13 protein-coding genes are annotated in these 22,444 nt (G+C 71.1%); 10 read left to right on the top strand and 3 right to left on the bottom strand.

Features of this window, described 5'->3' with window-relative positions; genetic code table 11:
- Positions 1-323: 323 nt before the first annotated feature.
- From ACFU5O_RS10045 to ACFU5O_RS10035, 3 genes are all read left to right on the top strand, one after another.
- Positions 324-911, top strand: coding sequence for a sigma-70 family RNA polymerase sigma factor (locus ACFU5O_RS10045; protein WP_384238555.1), 588 nt, complete (start codon positions 324-326; stop codon positions 909-911).
- Positions 912-1,055: 144 nt separating this feature from the next.
- Positions 1,056-2,558, top strand: coding sequence for an IMP dehydrogenase (guaB, locus tag ACFU5O_RS10040; protein WP_384238553.1), 1,503 nt, complete (start codon positions 1,056-1,058; stop codon positions 2,556-2,558).
- Positions 2,559-2,664: 106 nt separating this feature from the next.
- On the top strand, positions 2,665-3,789 hold the full coding sequence (locus ACFU5O_RS10035) for a GuaB3 family IMP dehydrogenase-related protein (RefSeq protein WP_384238551.1): 1,125 nt from the start codon (positions 2,665-2,667) through the stop codon (positions 3,787-3,789).
- A 312-nt stretch (positions 3,790-4,101) separates the two neighbouring features.
- Here ACFU5O_RS10035 and ACFU5O_RS10030 read toward each other — a convergent pair whose 3' ends face one another.
- Together ACFU5O_RS10030 and ACFU5O_RS10025 are read right to left on the bottom strand one after the other, a co-directional pair.
- Positions 4,102-4,593 carry a hypothetical protein gene (locus tag ACFU5O_RS10030; protein WP_384238549.1) on the bottom strand — a complete coding sequence of 164 codons (492 nt, stop codon included), beginning with the start codon at positions 4,591-4,593 and terminating at the stop codon, positions 4,102-4,104.
- A gap of 132 nt (positions 4,594-4,725) precedes the next feature.
- A complete protein-coding gene (locus ACFU5O_RS10025; RefSeq protein WP_384238547.1) occupies positions 4,726-5,967 on the bottom strand; it encodes a nucleotide sugar dehydrogenase in 1,242 nt (413 codons plus the stop codon).
- Positions 5,968-6,204: 237 nt separating this feature from the next.
- On the opposite strand from ACFU5O_RS10025, the gene ACFU5O_RS10020 reads away from it, so the two are divergent.
- The 7 genes from ACFU5O_RS10020 (at position 6,205) to ACFU5O_RS09990 (ending at position 21,101) form a co-directional block, all read left to right on the top strand.
- Positions 6,205-7,911 (top strand): glycerol-3-phosphate dehydrogenase/oxidase, encoded by a 1,707-nt coding sequence (locus ACFU5O_RS10020; RefSeq protein WP_384238545.1) that lies wholly within the window; start codon positions 6,205-6,207, stop codon positions 7,909-7,911.
- A 333-nt stretch (positions 7,912-8,244) separates the two neighbouring features.
- Positions 8,245-10,728 carry a serine/threonine-protein kinase gene (locus ACFU5O_RS10015; RefSeq protein WP_384238543.1) on the top strand — a complete coding sequence of 828 codons (2,484 nt, stop codon included), beginning with the start codon at positions 8,245-8,247 and terminating at the stop codon, positions 10,726-10,728.
- A 124-nt stretch (positions 10,729-10,852) separates the two neighbouring features.
- Positions 10,853-13,894 (top strand): protein kinase, encoded by a 3,042-nt coding sequence (locus tag ACFU5O_RS10010; RefSeq protein ID WP_384238541.1) that lies wholly within the window; start codon positions 10,853-10,855, stop codon positions 13,892-13,894.
- Between the two features lie 150 nt (positions 13,895-14,044).
- Positions 14,045-15,688 carry a serine/threonine-protein kinase gene (locus ACFU5O_RS10005; protein WP_384238539.1) on the top strand — a complete coding sequence of 548 codons (1,644 nt, stop codon included), beginning with the start codon at positions 14,045-14,047 and terminating at the stop codon, positions 15,686-15,688.
- Positions 15,689-15,761: 73 nt separating this feature from the next.
- Positions 15,762-17,411 carry a serine/threonine-protein kinase gene (locus tag ACFU5O_RS10000; protein ID WP_384238537.1) on the top strand — a complete coding sequence of 550 codons (1,650 nt, stop codon included), beginning with the start codon at positions 15,762-15,764 and terminating at the stop codon, positions 17,409-17,411.
- A gap of 165 nt (positions 17,412-17,576) precedes the next feature.
- Positions 17,577-19,211, top strand: a complete 1,635-nt coding sequence (locus tag ACFU5O_RS09995) for a succinic semialdehyde dehydrogenase (RefSeq protein ID WP_384238535.1) — start codon at positions 17,577-17,579, stop codon at positions 19,209-19,211.
- Positions 19,212-19,286: 75 nt separating this feature from the next.
- Complete coding sequence (locus ACFU5O_RS09990; protein WP_384238533.1) at positions 19,287-21,101, top strand: GMC oxidoreductase; 1,815 nt, start codon at positions 19,287-19,289, stop codon at positions 21,099-21,101.
- Between the two features lie 96 nt (positions 21,102-21,197).
- Here the strand turns inward: ACFU5O_RS09990 and ACFU5O_RS09985 are convergent, their stop codons facing one another.
- The gene (locus ACFU5O_RS09985; RefSeq protein ID WP_384238531.1) at positions 21,198-22,346 is read right to left on the bottom strand and encodes an LPXTG cell wall anchor domain-containing protein; all 1,149 of its coding nucleotides are present in this window, start codon (positions 22,344-22,346) and stop codon (positions 21,198-21,200) included.
- Positions 22,347-22,444 lie beyond the last annotated feature (98 nt).

Below are 22,444 nucleotides of genomic sequence, written 5' to 3'. Positions count from 1 at the left end.
CCAGGCCGGGACCGCATCTGGTGAACGCCCTCGAGGCGAGCCGCAGAGGCACGAGCGCCCCCGTGGTGGGGGCGCGGTCACCGGGGCGCCGAGCGCAAGGCCGTCCCCGCCCGCCGACCGGTGGGCGGGGCCACCGCAACCCGCGGGCACACGTTTCCCGCGGGATGCCGCATCCTTGAGTTGTGGAGTTCCTCGGGGACATGTCGGTCGAGCGCAAGGGGAGGGCGCAGGAGATGACTTCCGCCGCACCTGCTCATAACGCTTCGGTGCACAACTATGGACGCGGTGCCACGGATCAGCGGCAGTCAAGGCACCATGGACCGATGCGCAGCGACGAGGCGGTGAATGCCCGCGGGGTGATCGGTGCCCTCGTTCTGCGCGCCGTCGACGGCGACGAGCAGGCCACGCACGATCTGCTGGCCCACGTGCATCCGCTCGCCCTGCGCTACTGCCGCACGCGGCTGAACCGGCTCCCCGGTGATGCCCGGCACTTCGTCGAGGACCTCGCGCAGGAGGTCTGCGTCGCCGTCCTCATGGCGCTGCCGCGCTACAAGGACACCGGGCGTCCCTTCGAGGCGTTCGTCTTCGCGATCGCCGCGCACAAGGTCGCCGATCTGCAGCGGGCCGCCATGCGGCACCCCGGCTCGACGGCCGTCCCGTCCGACGAGATGCCGGAGCGGCCCGACGATTCGCTCGGCCCCGAGGAGCGTGCGCTGCTCAGCGACGACGCGGAGTGGGCCAAGAAGCTCCTCGCCAATCTGCCCGAGAACCAGCGGGAACTGCTGGTGCTGCGGGTCGCCGTCGGGCTGACCGCCGAGGAGACCGGCCAGATGCTGGGGATGTCCCCGGGGGCGGTGCGGGTGGCACAGCACCGTGCACTGATCAGGCTGCGCGCGCTGGCCGAGCAGTGACGGCCTGCGGGCGATGAACGGGACGACGCGCGTCCACGTATGAAACTACAAAGCTGCTCAGCGATCTTGATCGTGGAATGAGACACCCGCGGTTCCCGTTAGCATGGACATCCGCACCGATCAAGGCCATTTGGGGAAGGTGTCATGACTGCCAACGTCGACGGAGTGCCCGAGAAATTCGCGACACTCGGGCTGACCTACGACGACGTGCTGCTGCTGCCGGGCGCGTCGGAGATGGAGCCCGACCAGATCGACACCTCCTCGTTCATCTCGAGGAACGTCCGGGTGAACATCCCGCTGCTGTCCGCCGCCATGGACAAGGTCACCGAGTCCCGGATGGCCATCGCGATGGCCCGCCAGGGCGGCGTCGGCGTACTGCACCGCAATCTCTCCATCGCCGACCAGGCCAACCAGGTCGACCTGGTGAAGCGCTCCGAGTCCGGCATGGTCACCGACCCGATCACGGTGCACCCGGACGCGACGCTCGGCGAGGCCGACGCCATCTGCGCCAAGTTCCGGATCAGCGGCGTTCCGGTCACCGACCAGGCGGGCAAGCTGCTCGGCATCGTCACCAACCGTGACATGGCCTTCGAGTCCGACCACAGCCGCCAGGTGCGCGAGGTCATGACCCCCATGCCGCTGGTGACCGGCAAGGTCGGCATTTCCGGCGTGGACGCCATGCAGCTGCTGCGCCGCCACAAGATCGAGAAGCTTCCGCTCGTCGACGACCAGGGCATTCTCAAGGGCCTCATCACGGTCAAGGACTTCGTCAAGGCGGACAAGTACCCGAACGCGGCGAAGGACAAGGACGGCCGGCTGCTCGTCGGCGCGGCCGTGGGTGTCGCCGGTGACGCCTTCGAGCGTGCCCAGGCCCTCATCGAGGCCGGCGTCGACTTCATCGTCGTCGACACGGCCCACGGCCACTCCAAGCTGGTGGGCGACATGGTCGCCAAGATCAAGTCCAACTCGTCCATCGACGTCATCGGCGGCAACGTCGCCACCCGCGACGGCGCTCAGGCGCTCATCGACGCCGGTGTCGACGGCATCAAGGTCGGTGTCGGCCCGGGCTCGATCTGTACGACGCGCGTCGTCGCCGGCATCGGCGTTCCGCAGGTCACCGCGATCTACGAGGCCTCCCTCGCGGCGAAGGCCGCGGGCGTCCCGGTCATCGGTGACGGTGGTCTGCAGTACAGCGGTGACATCGCCAAGGCCCTGGTCGCCGGCGCCGACACGGTGATGCTCGGCTCGCTCCTGGCGGGCTGCGAGGAGTCGCCCGGTGAGCTGCTGTTCATCAACGGCAAGCAGTTCAAGTCGTACCGGGGCATGGGCTCGCTCGGCGCGATGCAGTCCCGCGGCGAGCAGCGTTCCTTCTCCAAGGACCGCTACTTCCAGGAGGGCGTCGCCTCCGACGAGAAGCTCGTGCCCGAAGGCATCGAGGGTCAGGTTCCCTACCGCGGTCCGCTCTCGGCGGTCGTCCACCAGCTGGTCGGCGGTCTGCGTCAGTCGATGTTCTACGTCGGCGGCCGGACGGTGCCGGAGCTGCAGGACCGCGGACGGTTCGTGCGGATCACTTCGGCGGGCCTCAAGGAGAGCCACCCGCACGACATCCAGATGACGGTCGAGGCGCCGAACTACAGCAGGAAGTAGTCGCACACGTTTCGTGAGGGGCGGTTCCGGGGATTCCCGGCACCGCCCCTGACATGTGCGTCGGGGATACTGGTAGGCGCAGACGTAGAGGGAAAGGCCACACATCGTGACTGAGATCGAGATCGGGCGCGGCAAGCGCGGCCGCAGGGCGTACGCGTTCGACGACATCGCCGTCGTTCCGAGCCGGCGCACCCGGGACCCGAAGGAGGTCTCGATCGCGTGGCAGATCGACGCCTACCGCTTCGAGCTGCCCTTCCTGGCCGCTCCCATGGACTCCGTGGTCTCCCCGCAGACCGCGATCCGGATCGGTGAGCTCGGCGGGCTGGGCGTGCTGAACCTCGAGGGCCTGTGGACCCGGCACGAGGACCCGCAGTCGCTTCTCGACGAGATCGCGGAGCTGCAGACCGAGAGCGCCACGCGCCGCCTGCAGGAGATCTACGCGGCCCCGATCAAGGAGGAGCTGATCGGGCAGCGCCTGAAGGAGGTGCGCGACGCCGGTGTCGTCACCGCCGCAGCGCTGTCGCCGCAGCGCACCGCCCAGTTCTCCAAGACGGTCGTCGACGCCGGTGTGGACATCTTCGTCATCCGTGGCACGACCGTCTCGGCCGAGCATGTCTCGGGCGCCGCGGAGCCGCTGAACCTGAAGCAGTTCATCTACGAGCTCGACGTGCCGGTCATCGTCGGCGGCTGCGCCACGTACACCGCGGCCCTGCACCTGATGCGTACGGGCGCGGCGGGCGTCCTGGTCGGCTTCGGCGGTGGCGCCGCGCACACCACCCGCAACGTGCTGGGCATCCAGGTCCCGATGGCGACGGCGGTCGCGGATGTCGCCGCGGCCCGCCGCGACTACATGGACGAGTCCGGCGGCCGCTACGTCCACGTCATCGCCGACGGCGGCGTGGGCTGGTCCGGTGACCTCCCCAAGGCCATCGCCTGCGGCGCGGACGCCGTGATGATGGGCTCCCCGCTCGCCCGTGCGACGGACGCGCCCGGCCGCGGCCACCACTGGGGCATGGAGGCCGTCCATGAGGACGTCCCGCGGGGCAAGCTCGTCGACCTCGGCATCGTCGGCACGACGGAGGAGATCCTCACCGGCCCGTCGCACAGCCCGGACGGCTCGATGAACTTCTTCGGCGCCCTGAAGCGCGCCATGGCGACGACGGGCTACAGCGAGCTCAAGGAGTTCCAGCGCGTCGAGGTGACGGTCGCGGACGCGCAGCACAAGCGCTGACGCCTCGTCCGGACACGACCGAGGGGCCCGGTACCGATCGGTGCCGGGCCCCTCGTGCCTGATCGGTCGGCCGTGGGACAGCCCCCGGTCGGCCGCAGCAGGGCGCGGCCGAGGCGGCGCAGGCCCTGCTCAGCCTGATCACCGCGCCGAACCAACGCGCCGACCCCATCGGAACACGGCACCGACGGTCTGCCCGGTCGATGGGCCGGTCTCCCCACGAACGGCGCGCCACGAGCCACGAGGCGCCTGATTGCGCTGCGAGCAGGCAAGCTGCGAATCGGCGGCGGTCGAAACGCGGGCAGGGCCGAGAAGTTACTCCGCGCCCTTCTTGGCCCCGCCGAACGCCGCTACGGCGGCCAGCGCGAAGAAGACGAACGTCATGAAGTCCTTGCCGGCGTTCCACGCCTCCGTCAGGAGGCCGAAGTGGTCGGTGAACATCTCGGTCGCGGAGACGTTCAGCTCCTTCGACGCGAAGATCGCGATGGCGACGAGCTGGCCGAGGTAGACCGCGCCGAGGGAGAACACCGCGCTCACGACGGGCAGGACCGGGTTTCGCCCGCCGAGCTTGGCTGCCGCGAAGCCCACGAGGAAGCCGACACCGATGGCGGCCCAGCCGATCTCTCGCTCGATCCCGCCGGCGACACCGCCGTAGACGCCGCCTGCGACGAGCGCGGCGACGAGCGCGGCCACCAGGCCGAGCACGAGATTGTTACGGGCCGGGGCCGGGGCTGGGACCGGCGCGGCGGCGTCGGCGGTGGCGCCGTCGGCGAACGGGTTGCCGGGCGGTGGAACGGACTGGGACATGCTGGAGATCCCCCCATGGGATACGGAAGCGCACGAATGTGCGACAAGTGGCGCTGGACCCTAGCACCCAACTCCGACAGCTCACACCGGGATTGCTCCGACGTTGCCCATGGCTGTCATGGGCGAGTGGGGTCAGAGGCGATGCGCCGCACCCGCCGGGGACGCGCCCCTCGTGTCCAGCAGCAGCTGCGCCTTCACCGCGAGGCCCTGGAGGTCGTAGGTGCGGTGGTGCTGGAGCAGGACCGTCAGGTCGGCGTTGGCCGCGGCGTCGTAGAGCGAGTCCACACGCGGAACGGGCAGGTCCCGGACGCGCCAGTCCGGAACGTAGGGGTCGTGGTAGCTGACCGATGCGCCGAGCTCCATCAGCCGCTGGGCGATCTCGGGCGCGGGGGAGGCCTCGAGGTCGGCGAGATCCGGCTTGTACGTGATGCCGAGGAGGAGCACGCGGGCCCCTCGCGCGGACTTGCCGTGCTCGTTGAGGAGCGTGGCACAGCGCTGGATGACGTACTGCGGCATGCGCTCGTTGATCTGGCCCGCCAGCTCGACCAGCCGCAGCGGCCGGTGTGCGCCGACCGTGTCGACGGGAACGCCGTGGCCGCCGACGCCGGGGCCCGGCCGGAAGGCCTGGAAGCCGAACGGCTTGGTCTCGGCGCAGCGGATGACGTCCCAGAGGTCGACGCCGAGGTCGTGGCAGAGTGCTGCCATCTCATTGACGAGAGCGATGTTGACGTGCCGGAAGTTGGTTTCGAGCAGCTTGACCGTCTCGGCCTCGCGCGGCCCGCGTGCCCGGACCACCTTGTCGGTGACGCGTCCGTAGAACGCGGCGGCGGCTTCGGCGCAGGCCGGGGTGAGACCGCCGATCACCTTGGGCGTGTTCCCGCAGCCATGGGTGCGGTTGCCGGGGTCGAGCCGGCTGGGGGAGTAGGCAAGCGGGAAGTCGTGGCCCGCGCGAAGCCCCGATCCCTCTTCGAGGATCGGCAGCAGGTAACTCTCCGTGGTGCCCGGCGCGACCGCGGATTCCAGTACGACGGTGGTGCGCGGGCGCAGCCGTGTGGCCAGTGCGCGAGCCGCGTCGCCGACGGCGGTCAGGTCGAGTGCGCGGTCCGCACCGAGAGGGGTGGGCGCGCAGATGACGGCGGTACGGACGCGGCCGAGCTCGGACGGGTCCGTCGTGGGCCGGAAACCGGCAGAGAGCATCCGGCGGAGTTCGGGGGCGCTGAGCGAGCCGTCGACAGGCGGGCGCCCCGCCGCCAGTTCGGCGACGGGGCGGGGGTCGGTGTCGTAGCCGATGGTCTCGATGCCGGCGGTTACGGCGGCCTGAGCGAGCGGCAGTCCGAGGTGGCCGAGTCCGATGACGGCGAGATCTGCGGGCATGGCGGTGAGCAGTCCTTCCCGGTAGCCGGAGCTGCCTGTAGCCGAAGGGGACGCGGCCCGCAAGTTCTGGGGGACAGGACGAGCGGGTGCAATGTCAGACTAGGCGTAAATATGACCGAAATACGGCATTGCAAGGCTCTGGCCGCCCGAGTGTTGTCCACAGGCGGTGGCTGAAGTGGGGGAGTGCGGACAGAATCAAGGTGTGAGTCCGACCAACGGGGGCGACGGGAGGCAGCCGTGAGGACAGCGACACTAGGACCCGCCCAGCGTGCCGAGGCACTCGCAGCAATGGCGGAGCGTGAGCTGGATGTGCTGGTCGTCGGCGGCGGGGTGGTCGGCGCGGGCACCGCGCTCGACGCGGCGACACGCGGACTGTCGACCGGTCTGGTCGAGGCCCGGGACTGGGCCTCGGGCACCTCGAGCAGATCCAGCAAGCTCATCCACGGGGGACTGCGCTACCTGGAGATGCTGGACTTCGCGCTGGTCCGGGAGGCCCTCAAGGAGCGTGGACTGCTGCTGGAGCGGCTCGCCCCGCATCTGGTCAAGCCCGTGCCCTTCCTGTACCCGCTGCAGCACAGGGGCTGGGAGCGGCTGTACGCCGGCTCGGGCGTGGCGCTGTACGACGCGATGTCGATCTCCTCGGGCCACGGCCGCGGTCTGCCCACCCACCGCCATCTCACCCGGCGGCACGCGCTGCAGGTCGCGCCCTGCCTGAAGAAGGACGCCCTGGTGGGCGCCCTGCAGTACTACGACGCCCAGATGGACGACGCCCGCTATGTCGCCACCCTGGTGCGCACCGCCGCCAGCTACGGCGCACACGCCGCCAGCCGGGCACGGGTGGTCGACTTCCTGCGGGAGGGGGAGCGGGTCGTCGGCGCCCGGGTGCAGGACGTGGAGGCCGGCGAGGAGTACGAAGTCCGGGCGAAGCAGATAGTGAACGCGACGGGGGTGTGGACGGACGACACCCAGGCCCTGATCGGCGAGCGCGGCCAGTTCCATGTCAGGGCGTCCAAGGGCATTCATCTGGTGGTGCCCAAGGACCGGATCCATTCGACCACCGGGCTCATCCTGCGCACCGAGAAGTCCGTGCTCTTCGTCATCCCCTGGGGCCGCCACTGGATCGTCGGGACGACGGACACCGACTGGGACCTGGACAAGGCCCATCCGGCGGCCTCCAGCGCCGACATCGACTATCTGCTGCAGCACGTCAACTCGGTGCTGGCCGTGCCGCTCACCCGCGACGACGTGGAGGGTGTGTACGCGGGACTGCGTCCCCTGCTCGAGGGCGAGTCGGAGGCGACGAGCAAACTCAGCCGTGAGCACACCGTGGCCCATCCGGTGCCCGGCCTGGTGGTCGTCGCCGGCGGCAAGTACACGACCTACCGTGTGATGGCGAAGGACGCCGTGGACGCGGCGGTGCACGGGCTGGACCAGCGTGTCGCCGAGTGTGTCACGGAGGATGTGCCCCTGCTGGGGGCCGAGGGATACGCGGCACTGTGGAACGCGCGGGCGAAGACCGCCGCGAGCACGGGCATCCATGTCGCCCGGGTGGAGCACCTGCTCAACCGCTACGGCTCGCTGGCCGAGGAATTGCTGGACCTCATCGCGGCGAACCCGGATCTCGGCAGGCCGCTCGCCGCTGCCGACGACTATCTGCGGGCGGAAGTGGTCTACGCCGCCTCGCACGAAGGGGCCCGCCACCTCGACGACGTCCTCACCCGGCGGACCCGGATCTCCATCGAGACGTTCGACCGGGGGACGCGCAGTGCGCGGGAGGCCGCCGAGCTGATGGCGCCGGTGCTCGGCTGGGACAAGGGACAGATCGAGCGGGAGGTCGAGCACTACGAGAAGCGGGTGGAGGCGGAGCGCGAGTCGCAGCGTCAGCCGGACGATCTGACGGCGGACGCGGCCCGGCTGGGCGCGCCCGACATCGTGCCGATCTAGGGTGATGCCTTGCGTCCCGCCGTCGGCTGCCGCGGAACTCTTCCTTCCGTAGCCCACGGTCGCTCGGAACTCCTCCTTCCGTCGGGCCCGTTCCGGCGTGTCCGTGCCCTGCGGAGCCTTCGAACAGGGCGGTGACCAGCGAGGGTGGTGGGCAGGGCGCTGATCGGGCCGTGCGTGCGGAGTCCCTTTCCACGGGCCTGTGCTGACACACGGTGGACCCGGGAGACTCCCCGGTCCTGGAGTAAGAGAGAATGAGGGTTCTTCCAGGGCGGGTTACCGCATCGCGCGGAAGCGGCAGGCGCGGGCGAGGATCAGGGATCGCAGAGGGGACGCATGTCGGAGGCGGAACAGTCGCGGGACACGACACCGGAGCCCCTGCGGGACGCTGACCGGGACGCCGGAGGCGCCGCGCCCAAGAGCTCTGGCGGGGGCTCGGGGACGGACGAGGGCCGGACGGAGTCCGCGGGCAACGGTGCGGATTCCGCGCGCGCGGACGGCACCGGCCCGGTGGACGAGGCGTCCACGAGCGCGGGCGGCGACGGCGGGAGCGGCGCGGCGGACGACGCGGCGCCGAAGTCGGGCAAGGACGCGCGTGGCGAGGGCAAGGGCGAAGCCCCGAAGCCGGGTTCGGGTACCGGCACAGGTACCGGCACCGGGCGCGGCACCGGCACCGGTGACGAGGTCGAGGACGCGGCGCCGAAGTCGGGCAAGGACGAGCGTGGCGGGAGCAAGGGCGTGAAGTCCGGTGCCGTGCCCGGAGCCGTGAAGGTGGCCGCGCGCGACGCGAAGCCGAGTGCGGCGGCGCGGGACGATGCGCGCGACGAGGTGAAGGACGTGGCCCCCGCCCGCGGTGCCGGGGCCCCGGGCGCCGGCAGCGGCACCCCGGCCGAGGCAGGCCGGAAGGGCGGCGGTGCCGTGCGCGGTGCGGTGAGGGCCGCCGGCGAAGGGCGGCTTCTGGCCGGGCGGTACCGGCTGGGCGGGGTGCTCGGGCGGGGCGGCATGGGCACCGTGTGGCGCGCCGTCGACGAGACGCTCGGCCGCACGGTCGCCGTGAAGGAACTGCGGTTCCCCAGCAGCATCGACGAGGACGAGAAGCGACGCCTCATCACCCGCACTCTGCGCGAGGCGAAGGCGATCGCCCGGATCCGCAACAACGGCGCCGTGACGGTCTACGACGTGGTCGACGAGGACGACCGTCCGTGGATCGTCATGGAGCTCGTCGAGGGCAAGTCCCTCGCCGAAGCCGTACGCGAGGACGGCCTTCTGACCCCCCGCCGGGCGGCGGAGGTCGGGCTCGCCATCCTCGACGTGCTGCGTTCCGCGCACCGCGAGGGCATCCTGCACCGCGACGTGAAGCCGTCCAATGTGTTGATCGCCGACGACGGGCGGGTCGTCCTCACCGACTTCGGTATCGCGCAGGTCGAGGGTGACCCGTCCATCACCTCCACCGGCATGCTCGTCGGCGCGCCCTCGTACATCTCTCCGGAGCGGGCGCGCGGCCACAAGCCGGGACCCGCAGCCGATCTGTGGTCGCTCGGCGGGCTGTTGTACGCGAGCGTCGAGGGCTGCCCGCCCTACGACAAGGGTTCTGCCATCGCGACGCTCACCGCGGTGATGACCGAGCCCCTCGACCCGCCGAAGAACGCGGGCCCGCTGGAGGAGGTCATCTACGGTCTCCTGGCCAAGGACCCGGCGCAGCGGCTCGACGACGCGGGTGCGCGGGCCCTGCTCCTGGATGTCGTCCACGCGCCCGAGCGGCCGGCCGAGCCGGAGCCGTCGGCAGAGGCGACCAGGGTCGTCGCACTTCCGCCGGTTCCGCCCGAGCCCGTCACCCCGGCCAAGGACCGAGCCAAGGACGCCGCCGACGCGGCGGCCGAGCGGGTCAGGGGCGCGCTGCGCTCCGTGCGGAACGCGGCGGCGAAGTCCGAGAAGAAGCCCGCGGCTGCCAAATCCGCTGCCGGCGCCGTTTCGCCCGCGGATCCCCCGGCCGGGCGGAGGGCACCCGTGCGGGCTCCGATCACCGATGTGGTGCCCAAGCGCACGCTGGTCGTCATCGCGGTCGTCGCCGCGCTCGCCGTGCTCTCCACCGTGCTCGTCCTTGCCTTCCGTGGCGACGACAAGGGCGGCGACCGGAACAACTCCACGGGTGGCACGAGCGCTTCGGCCGGTGCCACCTCCGGCGGTGACACGAAGGGCAAGGGCGGCGACACCGGCAAGGGCACGGACAAGACCAAGGGCGACGAGGGCAAGGGCGGCGACACCGGCAAGGGCGACGACGGGCCGGGCAGTGGTGGCGGTACGGGCGGCACCGAGGCTTCCGGCGGCCAGGAGGGCGGCGGCAACGCGGGCGGGAAGGGTCTTCCGGCCGGATACGCGATGGTGACGAACAGCCAGTTCCACTTCACCATGGCGATGCCGAAGAACTTCCGTCTCACCGACATCGCGGGCCAGAACTCGGGCGGGATCTTCAGCGCGAACGGTGGATTCCCTCGTGTCCAGGTCGATTTCACCGGCAGCCCGGGCGGCGACGCGAAGCTGGCGTGGGCCGCGGCGGTCACTGGTGTACGGGCCAGCAGCAGCGGCTACAAGCACCTCGGCATCGAGAACGTCGAGTACAAGGGCTACCCCACCGTGGCCGACTGGGGTTTCGAGCGTAACCAGGGCGGCCAGCGGGTACGCGTCCTCAACCGCGGCTTCAAGGTCGACGCCAAGCACGGCTACTCGATCATGATCAGCTGCAAGGCGGGCGAGTGGGACGCTGACGAGTGCCGGACGCTGCGCGAGACGGCGTTCGCCACGTTCGCCCCCAAGGACTGAACAGGCCACGTATCGTGAGAGGTCGTAGACCGTACGCAGCCGCAACAGGCCGGTGAACGACCGGAATTGACGGGTTCGTACGGTCTCCGGGACCGGGGGGACAGCGCGCTGCTGGGGAGGCGTCGTGGACGACTATGCGGGAAGGGTGCTCGCCGACCGCTACCGCCTGCCGTTGCCGCCTTCGGACGAGTACGAACTCGTGGAGACGCGCGCCTTCGACACCTACAGCGGCCAGGAAGTCCTCGTCAGGCAGGTGCCCCTGCCGGAGGTCGTGGATGCGGAGGTGCTCGACGGGACCGGTGGTGAAGGTTTCGGCGCTTCCGCGGCGCCTTCCGCGCCCCGGCGCGCCCCCGGGCGGACGACGCGGCGGCCCTCCGACCCGGCGGTCCGCCGGGCCATCGAGGCCGCCCAGGCCGCGGCCCGGATCCCTGACCATCCGCGGCTGGACCAGGTCTTCGACGTGTTCGCGGAGGGCGGTTCGCTCTGGATAGTGAGCGAACTGGTCGCGGCGCGCCCGCTCGCGGCGCTCCTCGCGGAGAAGCCGTTGAATCCCTACCGGGCGGCGGAGATCGGCTCGGACGTCCTCACCGCGCTCCGCGTGCTCCACGCCCACGGCTGGACCCACCGGAACATCACCGTCCGCACGGTCCTCGTCTGCGACGACGGCCGCGTCGTCCTGACGGGCCTCGCGGCGGGCGCGGCGGAAGAGGCCCTGTGCGGCTACGTGCCGGTGCCGGACCCCGTGGACGAGGTGATCGAGGCCGACCTGGTGGACCCGGCAGGCCCCGCGGACCCGGTGCATCCGATGAACCGGTTCGCACCGGTGGATCCGCTCGGTCCGCTCCCACTCGGTCCCGCCGGTCCCGCCGGTCCTACGGCGCCGGCCGCGGGCCCGGCCGCGGTGGAGCACTATCTGCCGCGGCAGACGTACGAAACGCCGACGGGCGGTGCGCCCACGCCCGATCCCGCGGCGGAGGCACCGGCGGCAGGGCACGGACCGTTCGCGCCCCACCCGCTCCCCCCAGGTGCGGCCGTGCCTCGCGCCGGGAGTTCGGAGGATGCGTACACACCCCCGGCGTACGGGTACCGCTTCGGCGAGGAACCCGGAGCCGGGGCGGGTGACGCCCGCGCCGCGCGGGCCGGAGCCATCGCCGCCTACCGCGCGGGCGCCCGTGCCGCGGCCCGCCTGAACGAGGACCGACGGCAGGACGGAACCCGCGGCGAGCTCGGGAGCGGGCGCGGGGACGACGACCGGCGGCCTGACCGCCAGGACGGTCCCGGCGGCCAGGGCGGCCAGGGCGGCCCGGGCGACAGGGACGGTGAGGACGGGCACCACGGTGTCGAGCGCCTGCACCACCCGGGCGTGGAGGACCAGTCCGCTGCCGGTCCCGCCTCCGCGTTGCCCGCCCCCCGTGCCGGTGTGCCCGCGCCGAACTGGTGGTCCCGACCGGCGGAGAGCCTCGACCACGCGGACGACGCCGACGATTTCGACGACGCCGACGACTACACGTACGGCGACAGTCCGACCGGCGCGCCGTACGGCGACCCTCCGCGCAATCCCCGCCGTGCCGAGCTGGCAGGCACATGGCGCGACGGCCCCCGCGGCTCCGACGGTCCCGCGCCCCTTCCGGCAGGCGGCGGGCCTTCACCCTACGGTCGCGGCTCCTTCGGCACCGACCCCATGCGCACCGACGCGATGCGTGCCGAAGCCCGGCGCGAGGACGGCCGGGACGCCCGTGCGGCCGGCCCTGGCGGCGAGCGGCCGTCACTTCCGCCGGGCACGTCGGCGTCCGGTTCCGGCGTGCACCACGCCGACCCGCGGCCGGCGGCCACAGGCCGCTGGGACGATGTCGTCGCGGGCGGCCCCGTCCCCGCCTACCGGGGCCCCGCCACACCTCTCGCCGCCGAGCGTGCCCGCCAGGCCAGGATCGCCGTCGTCGGTGCCGTCACCGAGCGCTGGGCGCCCGAGCAGGCGGGCCCGGTGCACGAGAACTGGCAGCTCGCCCCGCCCATCGGCCCCGCCACGGACCTGTGGGCGCTCGGGGCGTTGCTCTACCGCGCGGTGCAGGGCCATGCCCCGTACCCGGAGGAGAGCGCGACCGAGCTCGTACAACTCGTCTGCGCCGAGCCACCCGCGTTCGCCGAGGAGTGCGGGCCCCTGCGCCCGGTCGTCGAGTCCCTGCTGCGTCAGGACCCCACCGAGCGTCCCGACTTCGAGGAACTGCGCGGCTGGCTGCGGTCGCTCATAAGGTCGGCGCCGGAACCCGACGCGGGCACCGCCGTCGTACCGCTTCCCTCCGTCGACGGCACCCGGCTGCCCGTCGTACGCCGCCGCGGCGAGCTCGTCCGCAAGCGCCGCGCCGGGTCCCCCGACACGACACATGGCCGTCACCGCCACAAGAAGCCCAAGGAGGTGCGCGAACGGCGTCCCCGCGGGCCTCGTTCGCTCGGCCGGCTCATCCTGCTGCTGATCCTGCTGGCGCTGGCCGCGGCGATCGCGTACGCCCTGCTGTTCATGCCGAAGGCCGGTCAGCAGTCCGCGTCCTCCTCGTCCTCCTCGTCCTCGTCGTCGTCCTCGCCGGCCGGTACGGCGTCGGACGCGCCCACCGGCAGCCGTTCCCCGGACACCGGCGGCCCGACCCCGGACGCTCAGCAGCCCTCCCGGACTCCGGACGGCCGGCAGTCCGGGAGCTCCGCGTCCGCCGTGGACCTCGCAGAAGGCTATGCCGTGCGCGTGGACCCGGAGGGATTTCGCATCGGTGTCGACAAGAACTGGCAGCGGCGGCCCATCAACGACAGCGGCCAGGTCCGCTTTGTGGGCGGCGACTTCACGCTCATCGTCGTCCCCGGCCGCGACCCGGTGAGCGCGAACGGCTCCGACCCGATGGCGTACCAGCGTGAGAAGGAGCGCGAGCTGCAGCCTTTCCGGGACTCCTCGTGGTCGTCCGCGTCCGGACTGCGCCGTATCGACGTCGGCGAACAGGCCATGGCAGAAGGGCAGTTCACCTGGCAGGACAGCAGCGGGCGCGAGGTCTACGTCCGCAACCTCGCCTTGATCGTCGGCGACCGCTACCACGTGATCCAGGTCATCGGGCCCGAGGACCAGCGGGACAAGGTCACCGAGATCTACGGGCAGGCGACGTCGGCGTACCGCGCGACCGGCTGACGCCGTCCGCCCCGCGGAACCCACCGGACCGACCGCATCGCCCCGCAACCATCGAGTTACGGTGCGAGTTGGTGAGCCGTGCCGTGTTCCCTGTACGTACTTCCCCTCCGTAACCTGTCATTCCAAGGACGAGGCGGGGGCACGGGGCGCGTGGAGAAGATGCAGAGCACAGGAGCCGGGCTACTCCTGGCCGGACGGTACCGGCTGACCGAGGGCATCGGCCGGGGCGGCATGGGCAAGGTCTGGCGCGCCCACGACGAACTCCTGCACAGGACGGTCGCGGTCAAGGAACTCACGGCCGGGCTGTACGTCTCGGAGGCCGACCGCAACGTCCTGCACGCCCGGACCCAGAAGGAGGCCCGGGCCGCCGCCCGGATCTCCCACCCGGGCGTCGTCACCGTCCATGACGTCCTGGAGTACGACGGCCGCCCGTGGATCGTCATGCAGTACGTCGACGGGCCGTCACTCGCCGACGCCGCCAAGGCGTCCGGCCCCGTCGCTGCCGCAGAGGCCGCGAGGATAGGCCTGCATGTCCTGGGCGCGCTGCGCGCCGCCCACGCGGCGGGCGTCCTGCACCGTGACGTCAAGCCCGGGAACGTGCTGCTCGCCGCCGACGGCCGGGTCCTGCTCACGGACTTCGGCATCGCCGCCATCGAGGGCGACTCGACCATCACCAGGACCGGCGAACTCGTCGGCTCCATCGACTTCCTGGCGCCCGAGCGGGTTCGCGGCGGTGATCCCGGACCTGCGTCCGACCTGTGGTCCCTGGGCGCCACCCTCTACACGGCCGTGGAGGGGACCTCCCCGTTCCGGCGTACGTCACCGTTGTCCACGATGCAGGCCGTGGTGACCGAGGAGCCGCCGCCGGCCGGCAGGGCGGGCGCACTCGCCCCCGTCATCACCGCCATGCTGCGCAAGGACCCCGACGAGCGCCCGTCGGCCGCCGAGGTCGAGCGGATGCTGCTCGAGGTGATGGAGGGGCGCAGGCCGAAGTCGGTGCATGCGTACGTCCCCACGCAGGCGGTCGATTCCGAAGAGCGCCGGGCGGCGACCGCCCGGCTGCCCGAACCTGGCCCTGGCGCACCCGAAACCGCGTCCACCCCCGCACCCGCACCGGCCGCCGCGACGGCGCCGCCCCGGAGGCGGACCGGCCGCGGGCGCACCCTGCTGCTCGCCGCCGTACTGGCCGCGGTGGTCGGCGGCGGTGCGGTGTTCCTCGCGATGCAGTACGGGGAGGGAGGCGGTGGGCCGGGAACCTCCGCCGGGCAGTCGGGCTCGGTCAAGCCCGGCGCGTCCTCGGCCGGTTCGTCGGAGCCGGCCGGCTCCGGCTCCACGCCCGACGGCTGGGACCGGGTCACCGACCCGGCAGGTTTCAGTCTGCTCGTACCGGACGGCTGGAGCCGCCAGCTGGACGGCAACCAGATCGACTACACGCCGGACAACGGCCGCCACCGCATTCGCATCAGCATCGACGAGTCGCCCGACTTCGAGAACCCGTACATGCACATGCTGGACGTGCAGAAGATCGTCGAGAAGCGCCTGCCCGAGTACAAGCGACTGACCCTGCACGCCAACACCTTCCGTGACCAGACGAAGTCGGCGCTCTGGGAGTTCACCTGGACCGAGACCAAGGACCATCCGGGCCGGCGCCGCGCGATCGACCAGGTCTACTACGAGGAGGACGGGACGGAGTACGCGCTGTACATGTCCGGTCCCGCCGAGAACTGGTCCACGATCCGGCAGCAGTTCGACACCATGGTGCAGAGCTGGCAGCCGCCCGCGTCGGAGAGCTGATGGCTCCGTCACCGTTCTGCATCGCTCGACGGCCGAAGTGGCGACCGCAGCCGCGTTTCGCCAGGATGTGAACATGACGAACGACGGGGGGCGGGCTCACGAGCCCACCAGCTACGAACTCCGGCCGCCGCAGCACGCGGCACCGCAGGGGTACGTACCGCAACAGAGCCGGTCCAACGGGACGCAGCCGCAGCCGCAGCCGGCACCCACGCACCACGCCCCCCAGGGCCGGGTCATCGGCGGGCGCTACCGCCTCGTCTCCCGCCTGGGACACGGCGGAATGGGCACGGTCTGGCGCGCCCACGACGAGGTCGTGGACCGGGACGTGGCCGTCAAGGAGCCCCGCCTGCCGGAGCACCTCGGTGAGCGGGAGCGGGAGAACCTCTATCTCCGTATGCAGCGGGAAGCGCGCGCCGCCGCCCGTATCGACCACCCCTCCGTCGTCACCATGCACGATGTCGTGATCGAGGACGGCAAGCCCTGGATCGTGATGGAGCTGGTCCGCGGCCAGTCGCTCGGCGACCGGCTGCAGGAGGGCACACTCGATGTCCGCGAGGCCGCCCGCATCGGTCTCGCCGTCCTCGGCGCGCTGTCGGCGGCGCACGAGGCCGGTGTCCTTCACCGGGACGTCAAGCCGGACAACGTACTGCTCGGCCGGAACGACCGGGTGGTCCTGACCGACTTCGGCATCGCCCAGATCGAGGGCGAGCAGGGCCTCACCGAGACCGGTGGGTTCGTCGGCTCGCCCGAATTCATCGCCCCCGAGCGGGTGCTGGGGCAGCGGCCGGGACCCGAGTCGGACCTGTGGTCGCTGGGTGTCGTGCTGTACGCGGCGGTCGAGGGCATGTCCCCGTACCGCCGTTCGCACACACCGGCCACGCTCCAGGCCGTGCTCTCCGCCGAACCGCAGATGCCGGCGCGTGGTTCCGGGGCGTTCGGCACGCTGGTGATGCAGCTGCTGCGCAAGGACCCGGCGGCCCGCCCCGACGCGGCCGAGATCCGCGCGACGCTGGAATCGGTGGCCCGTCCGCCGCAGCAGTCGGCCGACCCGACCCGCTTGTTCGGCGGTGCGGTCCCGGGAGGCACGGGCTCCCGCTGGGTGCCGCCGGTGCTGCACCGCAACCGCCGGGCACAGTTCGGACTGCTCGGCGGGGTGCTCGCGGTGGCGCTCGCCGTCGCCGCGGTGATCGTCGATCCGTTCGGGGGCGACGAACTGCCCGTCGGCTGGCAGATCCGTCCGGAGAGCGAGATCCTCTCGGCCGAGGTGGCCGTGCCCGAGGAGTACAAGCGGTCGGAGTACGACGGCGGCTTCGCCGTGGACTACCGCGACCCGAGCGGTGTCTTCTCGATCTATCTGGAGCGGATCAAGATCGGGGACGGAGTCGACGGCAACGAGGACCTCGAACCGAAGAAGGAGGTGTGGGACGACTGGTACTCGAAGGGCGGGAAGAACGGCACGGAGATCAAGGACGCCGACGTCAGGACCAAGGACGTCACCCACCAGGAGAAGAAGGGCGCCTTCGAGACGACGGCCGACTTCACCTTCTACGGGGACCCCGAGAAGGACCCGGTCCGCCACCGCTGGCACGAGCTCATCGTGCCCGGCAAGAACGAGGTGTACTGGCGGCTGAGGGTGCAGATGCCCTCGGAGGGCGCGGCGCGGCAGGACGGCGAGCAGATTTTCGCCAACGTCGTGAAGCACCTCGAGATCCAGGGGCTCTGATCCCGCGCGCAGGGAAGCCGAAATTGGTCCTGTCGGACGTCGAGAGGTCACAAGGCCCCTGATCAGGGGTTATCTGCCAGTGATCACTGGCGTGATATGTGGAGCTCTCGAAAAGCTGTTACCGACGGGTACCCAAAGCCTTGATTGCGTCATACTCTCGCCCCCATGACGGACTCGCAGGCCCTCGCCCCCCACGACAGCGACAGCGGCACCCTCGGCACTAACCCGGTCGCCGCCGCCCCGGCCGGCGCGCGCACCGCCGCCGATGTGGTCACACCCGAGGTGGTGGCCCAGCTCATCCGTGGCGTCGTCGGTTCGGGCCGCACCGCGAACCACACTCCGTTCACCGGCGAGAAGCTGGCCGACCTGCCCGAGTCCACCCCTGAGGACGTCGCCGAGGCCTTCGCCCGTGCCCGCGCCGCCCAGCCCGCCTGGGGCGCGACCTCCGCGCGGGCCCGCGCCGCCGTGCTGCTCCGCTTCCACGACCTGATCCTGGAGCGTCAGGCAGAGGTCCTCGACCTGATCCAGCTCGAGACCGGCAAGGCGCGACTGCACGCCCACGAAGAGGTCCTCGCCGTCGCCGTCGCCGCCCGCCACTACGGACGCAAGGCTCCCTCGTATCTGAGGCCGAAGCGGCACACCGGCGTCGTCCCCGTCCTCACCAAGACCACCGAGCTGCGCCAGCCGCGCGGTGTCGTGGGCCAGATCGCCCCCTGGAACTACCCGCTGGAGCTGTCCGTCGGCGATGCGCTGCCCGCCTTCGTCTCCGGCAACGCCGTCGTCATGAAACCCGACACCGAGACCGCCCTGACCGCCCTGTGGGCCCGCGATCTCCTCATCGAGGCGGGGCTCCCGGCCGGGGTCTTCCAGGTCGTCATCGGCGAGGGCCCGGTCGTCGGCCCCGAGGTCGTCAAGCACGCCGACTATGTCTCCTTCACCGGGTCCACCCGCACGGGCCGCGAGGTCGCCCAGGGCGCCGCCGCCCGCCTCATCGGGGTCTCCCTCGAACTCGGCGGCAAGAACGCCATGCTGGTACTGCACGACGCGGACATCGACAAGGCCGCGGCGGGTGCCGTCCGCGCCTGCTTCTCGTCCGCGGGCCAGCTCTGCATCTCCATCGAGCGGCTGTACGTCCACGAGTCGGTCGCCGACGCGTTCGTGGAGCGCTTCGCGGCCCGTACGAAGGCGATGCGCCTCGGCAGTTCCCTCGCCTACGGCGCCGACATGGGCTCGCTCGTCGGGGAGCGCCAGCTGGAGACCGTGAAGGGCCATGTCGAGGAGGCCGTCGCCAAGGGCGCGACCCTCGTCGCGGGCGGTGTCCACCGGACCGACATCGGCCCCCTCTTCTACGAGCCGACGATCCTCGACGGCGTCGAGGCGCCGATGGCCGTGTGCAACGAGGAGACCTTCGGCCCGGTCGTCTCCATCTACCGCTTCAAGGACGAGAACGACGCCATCGAGCAGGCGAACGCGACGCCGTACGGGCTCAATTCCAGTGTCTGGACGAAGGACGGCAGGCGCGGCCACGCAGTTGCCGCCCGGCTGCGCACCGGCACCGTCAACATCAACGAGGGGTACGCGCCCGCGTACGGCAGCGTGCAGTCGCCGATGGGCGGGATGAAGGACTCCGGTCTGAGCCGCCGGCACGGCTCAGAGGGCATCCTCAAGTACACCGAGGCCCAGACCGTGGCGCAGCAGCGACTGATGCCGCTCGCCCCGTCCTTCGGCCTGGACGACGAGAAGTACGCGGCGTTCATGAGCACGTCCCTGAAGGCGATGAAGGCCTTGCGCCTTCGATAGGGGTCTCCTGTGGATCGGGCAGGGCCGGATCCACGAGAGCCCCGGCACCACCCGTCACCCGCACTGAGGAGAGCCATGTCCGAGGTACCCCCTGCCCAGGAACAGGACGAGAGCGACGCCGACTCCGCGTACGACTACGACGTCATCGTCGTCGGCTCCGGTTTCGGCGGTTCGGTCTCGGCCCTCCGCCTCACCGAGAAGGGCTACCGCGTCGGAGTCCTGGAGGCGGGACGCCGCTTCACGCGCGAGACCCTGCCCAAGAACTCCTGGGATCTGCGCAACTACCTCTGGGCCCCCGCCCTCGGCCTCTTCGGCATCCAGCGCATCCATCTGCTGGGCAATGTGATGGTGCTGGCGGGAGCCGGGGTCGGCGGCGGTTCGCTGAACTACGCCAACACCCTCTACGTGCCGCCCGCGCCGTTCTTCAACGACCCGCAGTGGAAGGACATCACGGACTGGCAGGAGGAGCTGAAGCCCTACTACGACCAGGCGCGTCGCATGCTCGGGGTCCGGCTCAACCCGACCATGACCCCCTCGGACGTGCATCTGAAGGCGACCGCAGAGGCCATGGGCGTCGGCGACACCTTCCACATGGCGCCGGTGGGTGTGTTCTTCGGCGACGGCGACGATGCCGACGGCAAGGCCAAGGCCAAGCCGGGCGCCGAGGTCCCCGACCCCTACTTCGGGGGCGCGGGACCGTCGCGCAAGGCATGCACCGAGTGCGGCGAGTGCATGACCGGCTGCCGACACGGTGCGAAGAACACCCTGAACGAGAACTACCTCTATCTCGCCGAGAAGGCGGGAGCGGTGATCCACCCGATGACTTCGGTCGTCACCGTGAGCGAGGACTCACGCGGCGGCTTCGCGGTCAGGACCCTGCCCAGCGACAGCAAGCGCAAGGGCAAGGGCCGTACGTTCACGGCCCGGCGCGTCGTCATCGCCGCCGGTACGTACGGCACCCAGACCCTGCTGCACCGGTTGAAGGACACCGGGCTGCTGCCCCGCATCTCCGGGCGCCTCGGTGAACTCACCCGTACCAACTCGGAGGCGATCGTCGGCGCCCAGACCGACAGCCGGCGCTACCGCAAGCGGCACGGCGACGAGAAGGTCGACTTCACTCGCGGAGTCGCGATCACGTCGTCGATCCACCCGGACGACAGCACCCACATCGAACCGGTCCGCTACGGCAAGGGCTCCAACGCCATGGGCGGCATGACCGTCCTCCAGGTGCCGTACAACCCCAGGAGCCGGGTCGCCGGCTGGGCCGCGAACATGGTCAGGCACCCCTGGCTCGCCGTCCGGGCCCTGTCCAACCGCCGCTGGTCCGAGCGGACCATCATCGGCCTGGTCATGCAGTCCCTGGACAACTCGCTGACGACGTACCGCAAGCCGAAGGGTCTCGGCAAGGGCCTGCTCACCGCCCGCCAGGGCCACGGCGCCCCCAACCCGAAGCAGATCCCGGAGGCCACCCACGCGGCCTCCCTCCTCGCCGAGGAGATCAACGGGTTCGCAGGCTCCAACATCGGTGAACTGATGGGGACTCCGCTCACCGCCCACTTCCTGGGCGGCTGCCCGATCGGCGCCACGGCGGAGTCGGGCGTCATCGACCCGTACCACCGCCTCTACGGCCACCCGGGCATCTCGGTCGTCGACGGTGCGGCGGTCTCGGCGAACCTCGGCGTGAACCCGTCGCTCACCATCACGGCCCAGGCCGAGCGGGCCATGTCCTTCTGGCCCAACAAGGGCGAGACGGACCCGCGTCCGGAGCAGAGCGTCGCGTACGAACGCCTCGCCCCGGTGGCCCCCAAGGCCCCGGCGGTCCCGGCGGATGCGTTCGGTGCGCTGAACCTGCCGTTCCTGGGCATGCCGGCGGTCCCGCCGAAGTCCTGACCGCCTCCGGACAGGTGCCGGACAGGAGCCGGACATGAGAGAGGCGCTGCACCCCCCTCCGAGTGCAGCGCCTCTCTTGCTCTGTGGTGCGGTGTGCTACGCGGTGGCGTCGCCCTTGCGGCGCTTCATCGCGAAGACGACACCGGCACCGGCGACGATGGCGATGCCACCGGCGATCCCGAGGGTCGGCAGCACCGAGGAGGAACCGGTCTCGGCGAGGTTGCCGGTGACGGGGATCTCCTTGGCCTCACCCTGCGGCTTGACGTCGTTCTTGGGCTTGTCGCCGGTGGGCTCGGAGTCCTCGACGTCACCGGGGTTGCCGCCGGCGGCAACGACCTCGAACTCGTACACCTCGGTGTCGAAGGCGCAGTCCGAGCTCTCCTCGCTGAAGTCGGCACCCATCACGATGGTGCCGGCACTGCCCGAGGGAGCACCCTTGTCGATCTTGAGACGCAGATCGATGGGGACCGACTTTCCGGCGTCGAGCGCGAAGTAGCCCTCGAAGTAGCCGTTGTTCAGCCCCTCCTCCACGAAGTCGCTGCTCCACTTACCCGTCTTCGGGTCACGCATCTCGAAGTGCGCGTACTCCTCGACCAGCTTGTTGCGCCGGGCGTCGAGCTCGTTCTTGTACGAGGCGAAGGCGAAGGTGTCCAGGCGCTCGATGTCCGTGTCGCCGGTGTTCTTGACGTTGAGCTTGAACTGCTTCCAGCCGCTGCCCGCGACGATCTTGTTCGGGAAGCCGGTGAGGCTGACGTCAACGGTGGTCTCTTCGCACCAGTCCTCGTCGTCGCCCGGCTCCTCGCCGGTCTCGCCGGTGGTGCCCGTCTCGCCCGTGGTTCCGGTCTCGCCGGTCGTCCCGGTTTCACCCGTGGTGCCGGTCTCGCCGGTCGTACCGGTTTCACCCGTGGTGCCCGTCTCACCGGTGGTGGCGGTCTCACCGGTGGTGGCGGCCTCGCCGGTGGTGCCGGTCTCGCCCGTGGTGGCGGTCTCACCGGTGGTGCCGGTTTCACCGGTGGTGGCGGTCTCACCGGTCGTACCGGTTTCACCCGTGGTGCCCGTCTCGCCGGTCGTACCGGTCGTACCGGTCTCGCCCGTGGTGCCGGTGGTGCTCGTTTCGCCGGTGGTGCCGGCGGAGGTCGTGCTGTTCGTGCCGTCGGTCGCGTACGCGGCCGGCGCCGCCAGGAAGGCGGCGGGGGCTATGACAGCGGTCGCGGCGGCGACAGCCATAGCGCGGCGAAGCTTCATGAAGACCTCAGCGAAGTCCGGCGTACCGCGTCACGCGGCACGGAGTCTGGGGCCATCCCCGGGTCGTGGGGGTTACGGGTGTGGCTGTTGGTTCCGCA

The sequence above is a fragment of the Streptomyces sp. NPDC057445 genome (assembly GCF_042802855.1).
Lineage (GTDB): Bacteria > Actinomycetota > Actinomycetes > Streptomycetales > Streptomycetaceae > Streptomyces.
Note: the sequence above shows the minus strand (reverse complement) of the source record. Positions and strands in the feature narration are given on the sequence as shown.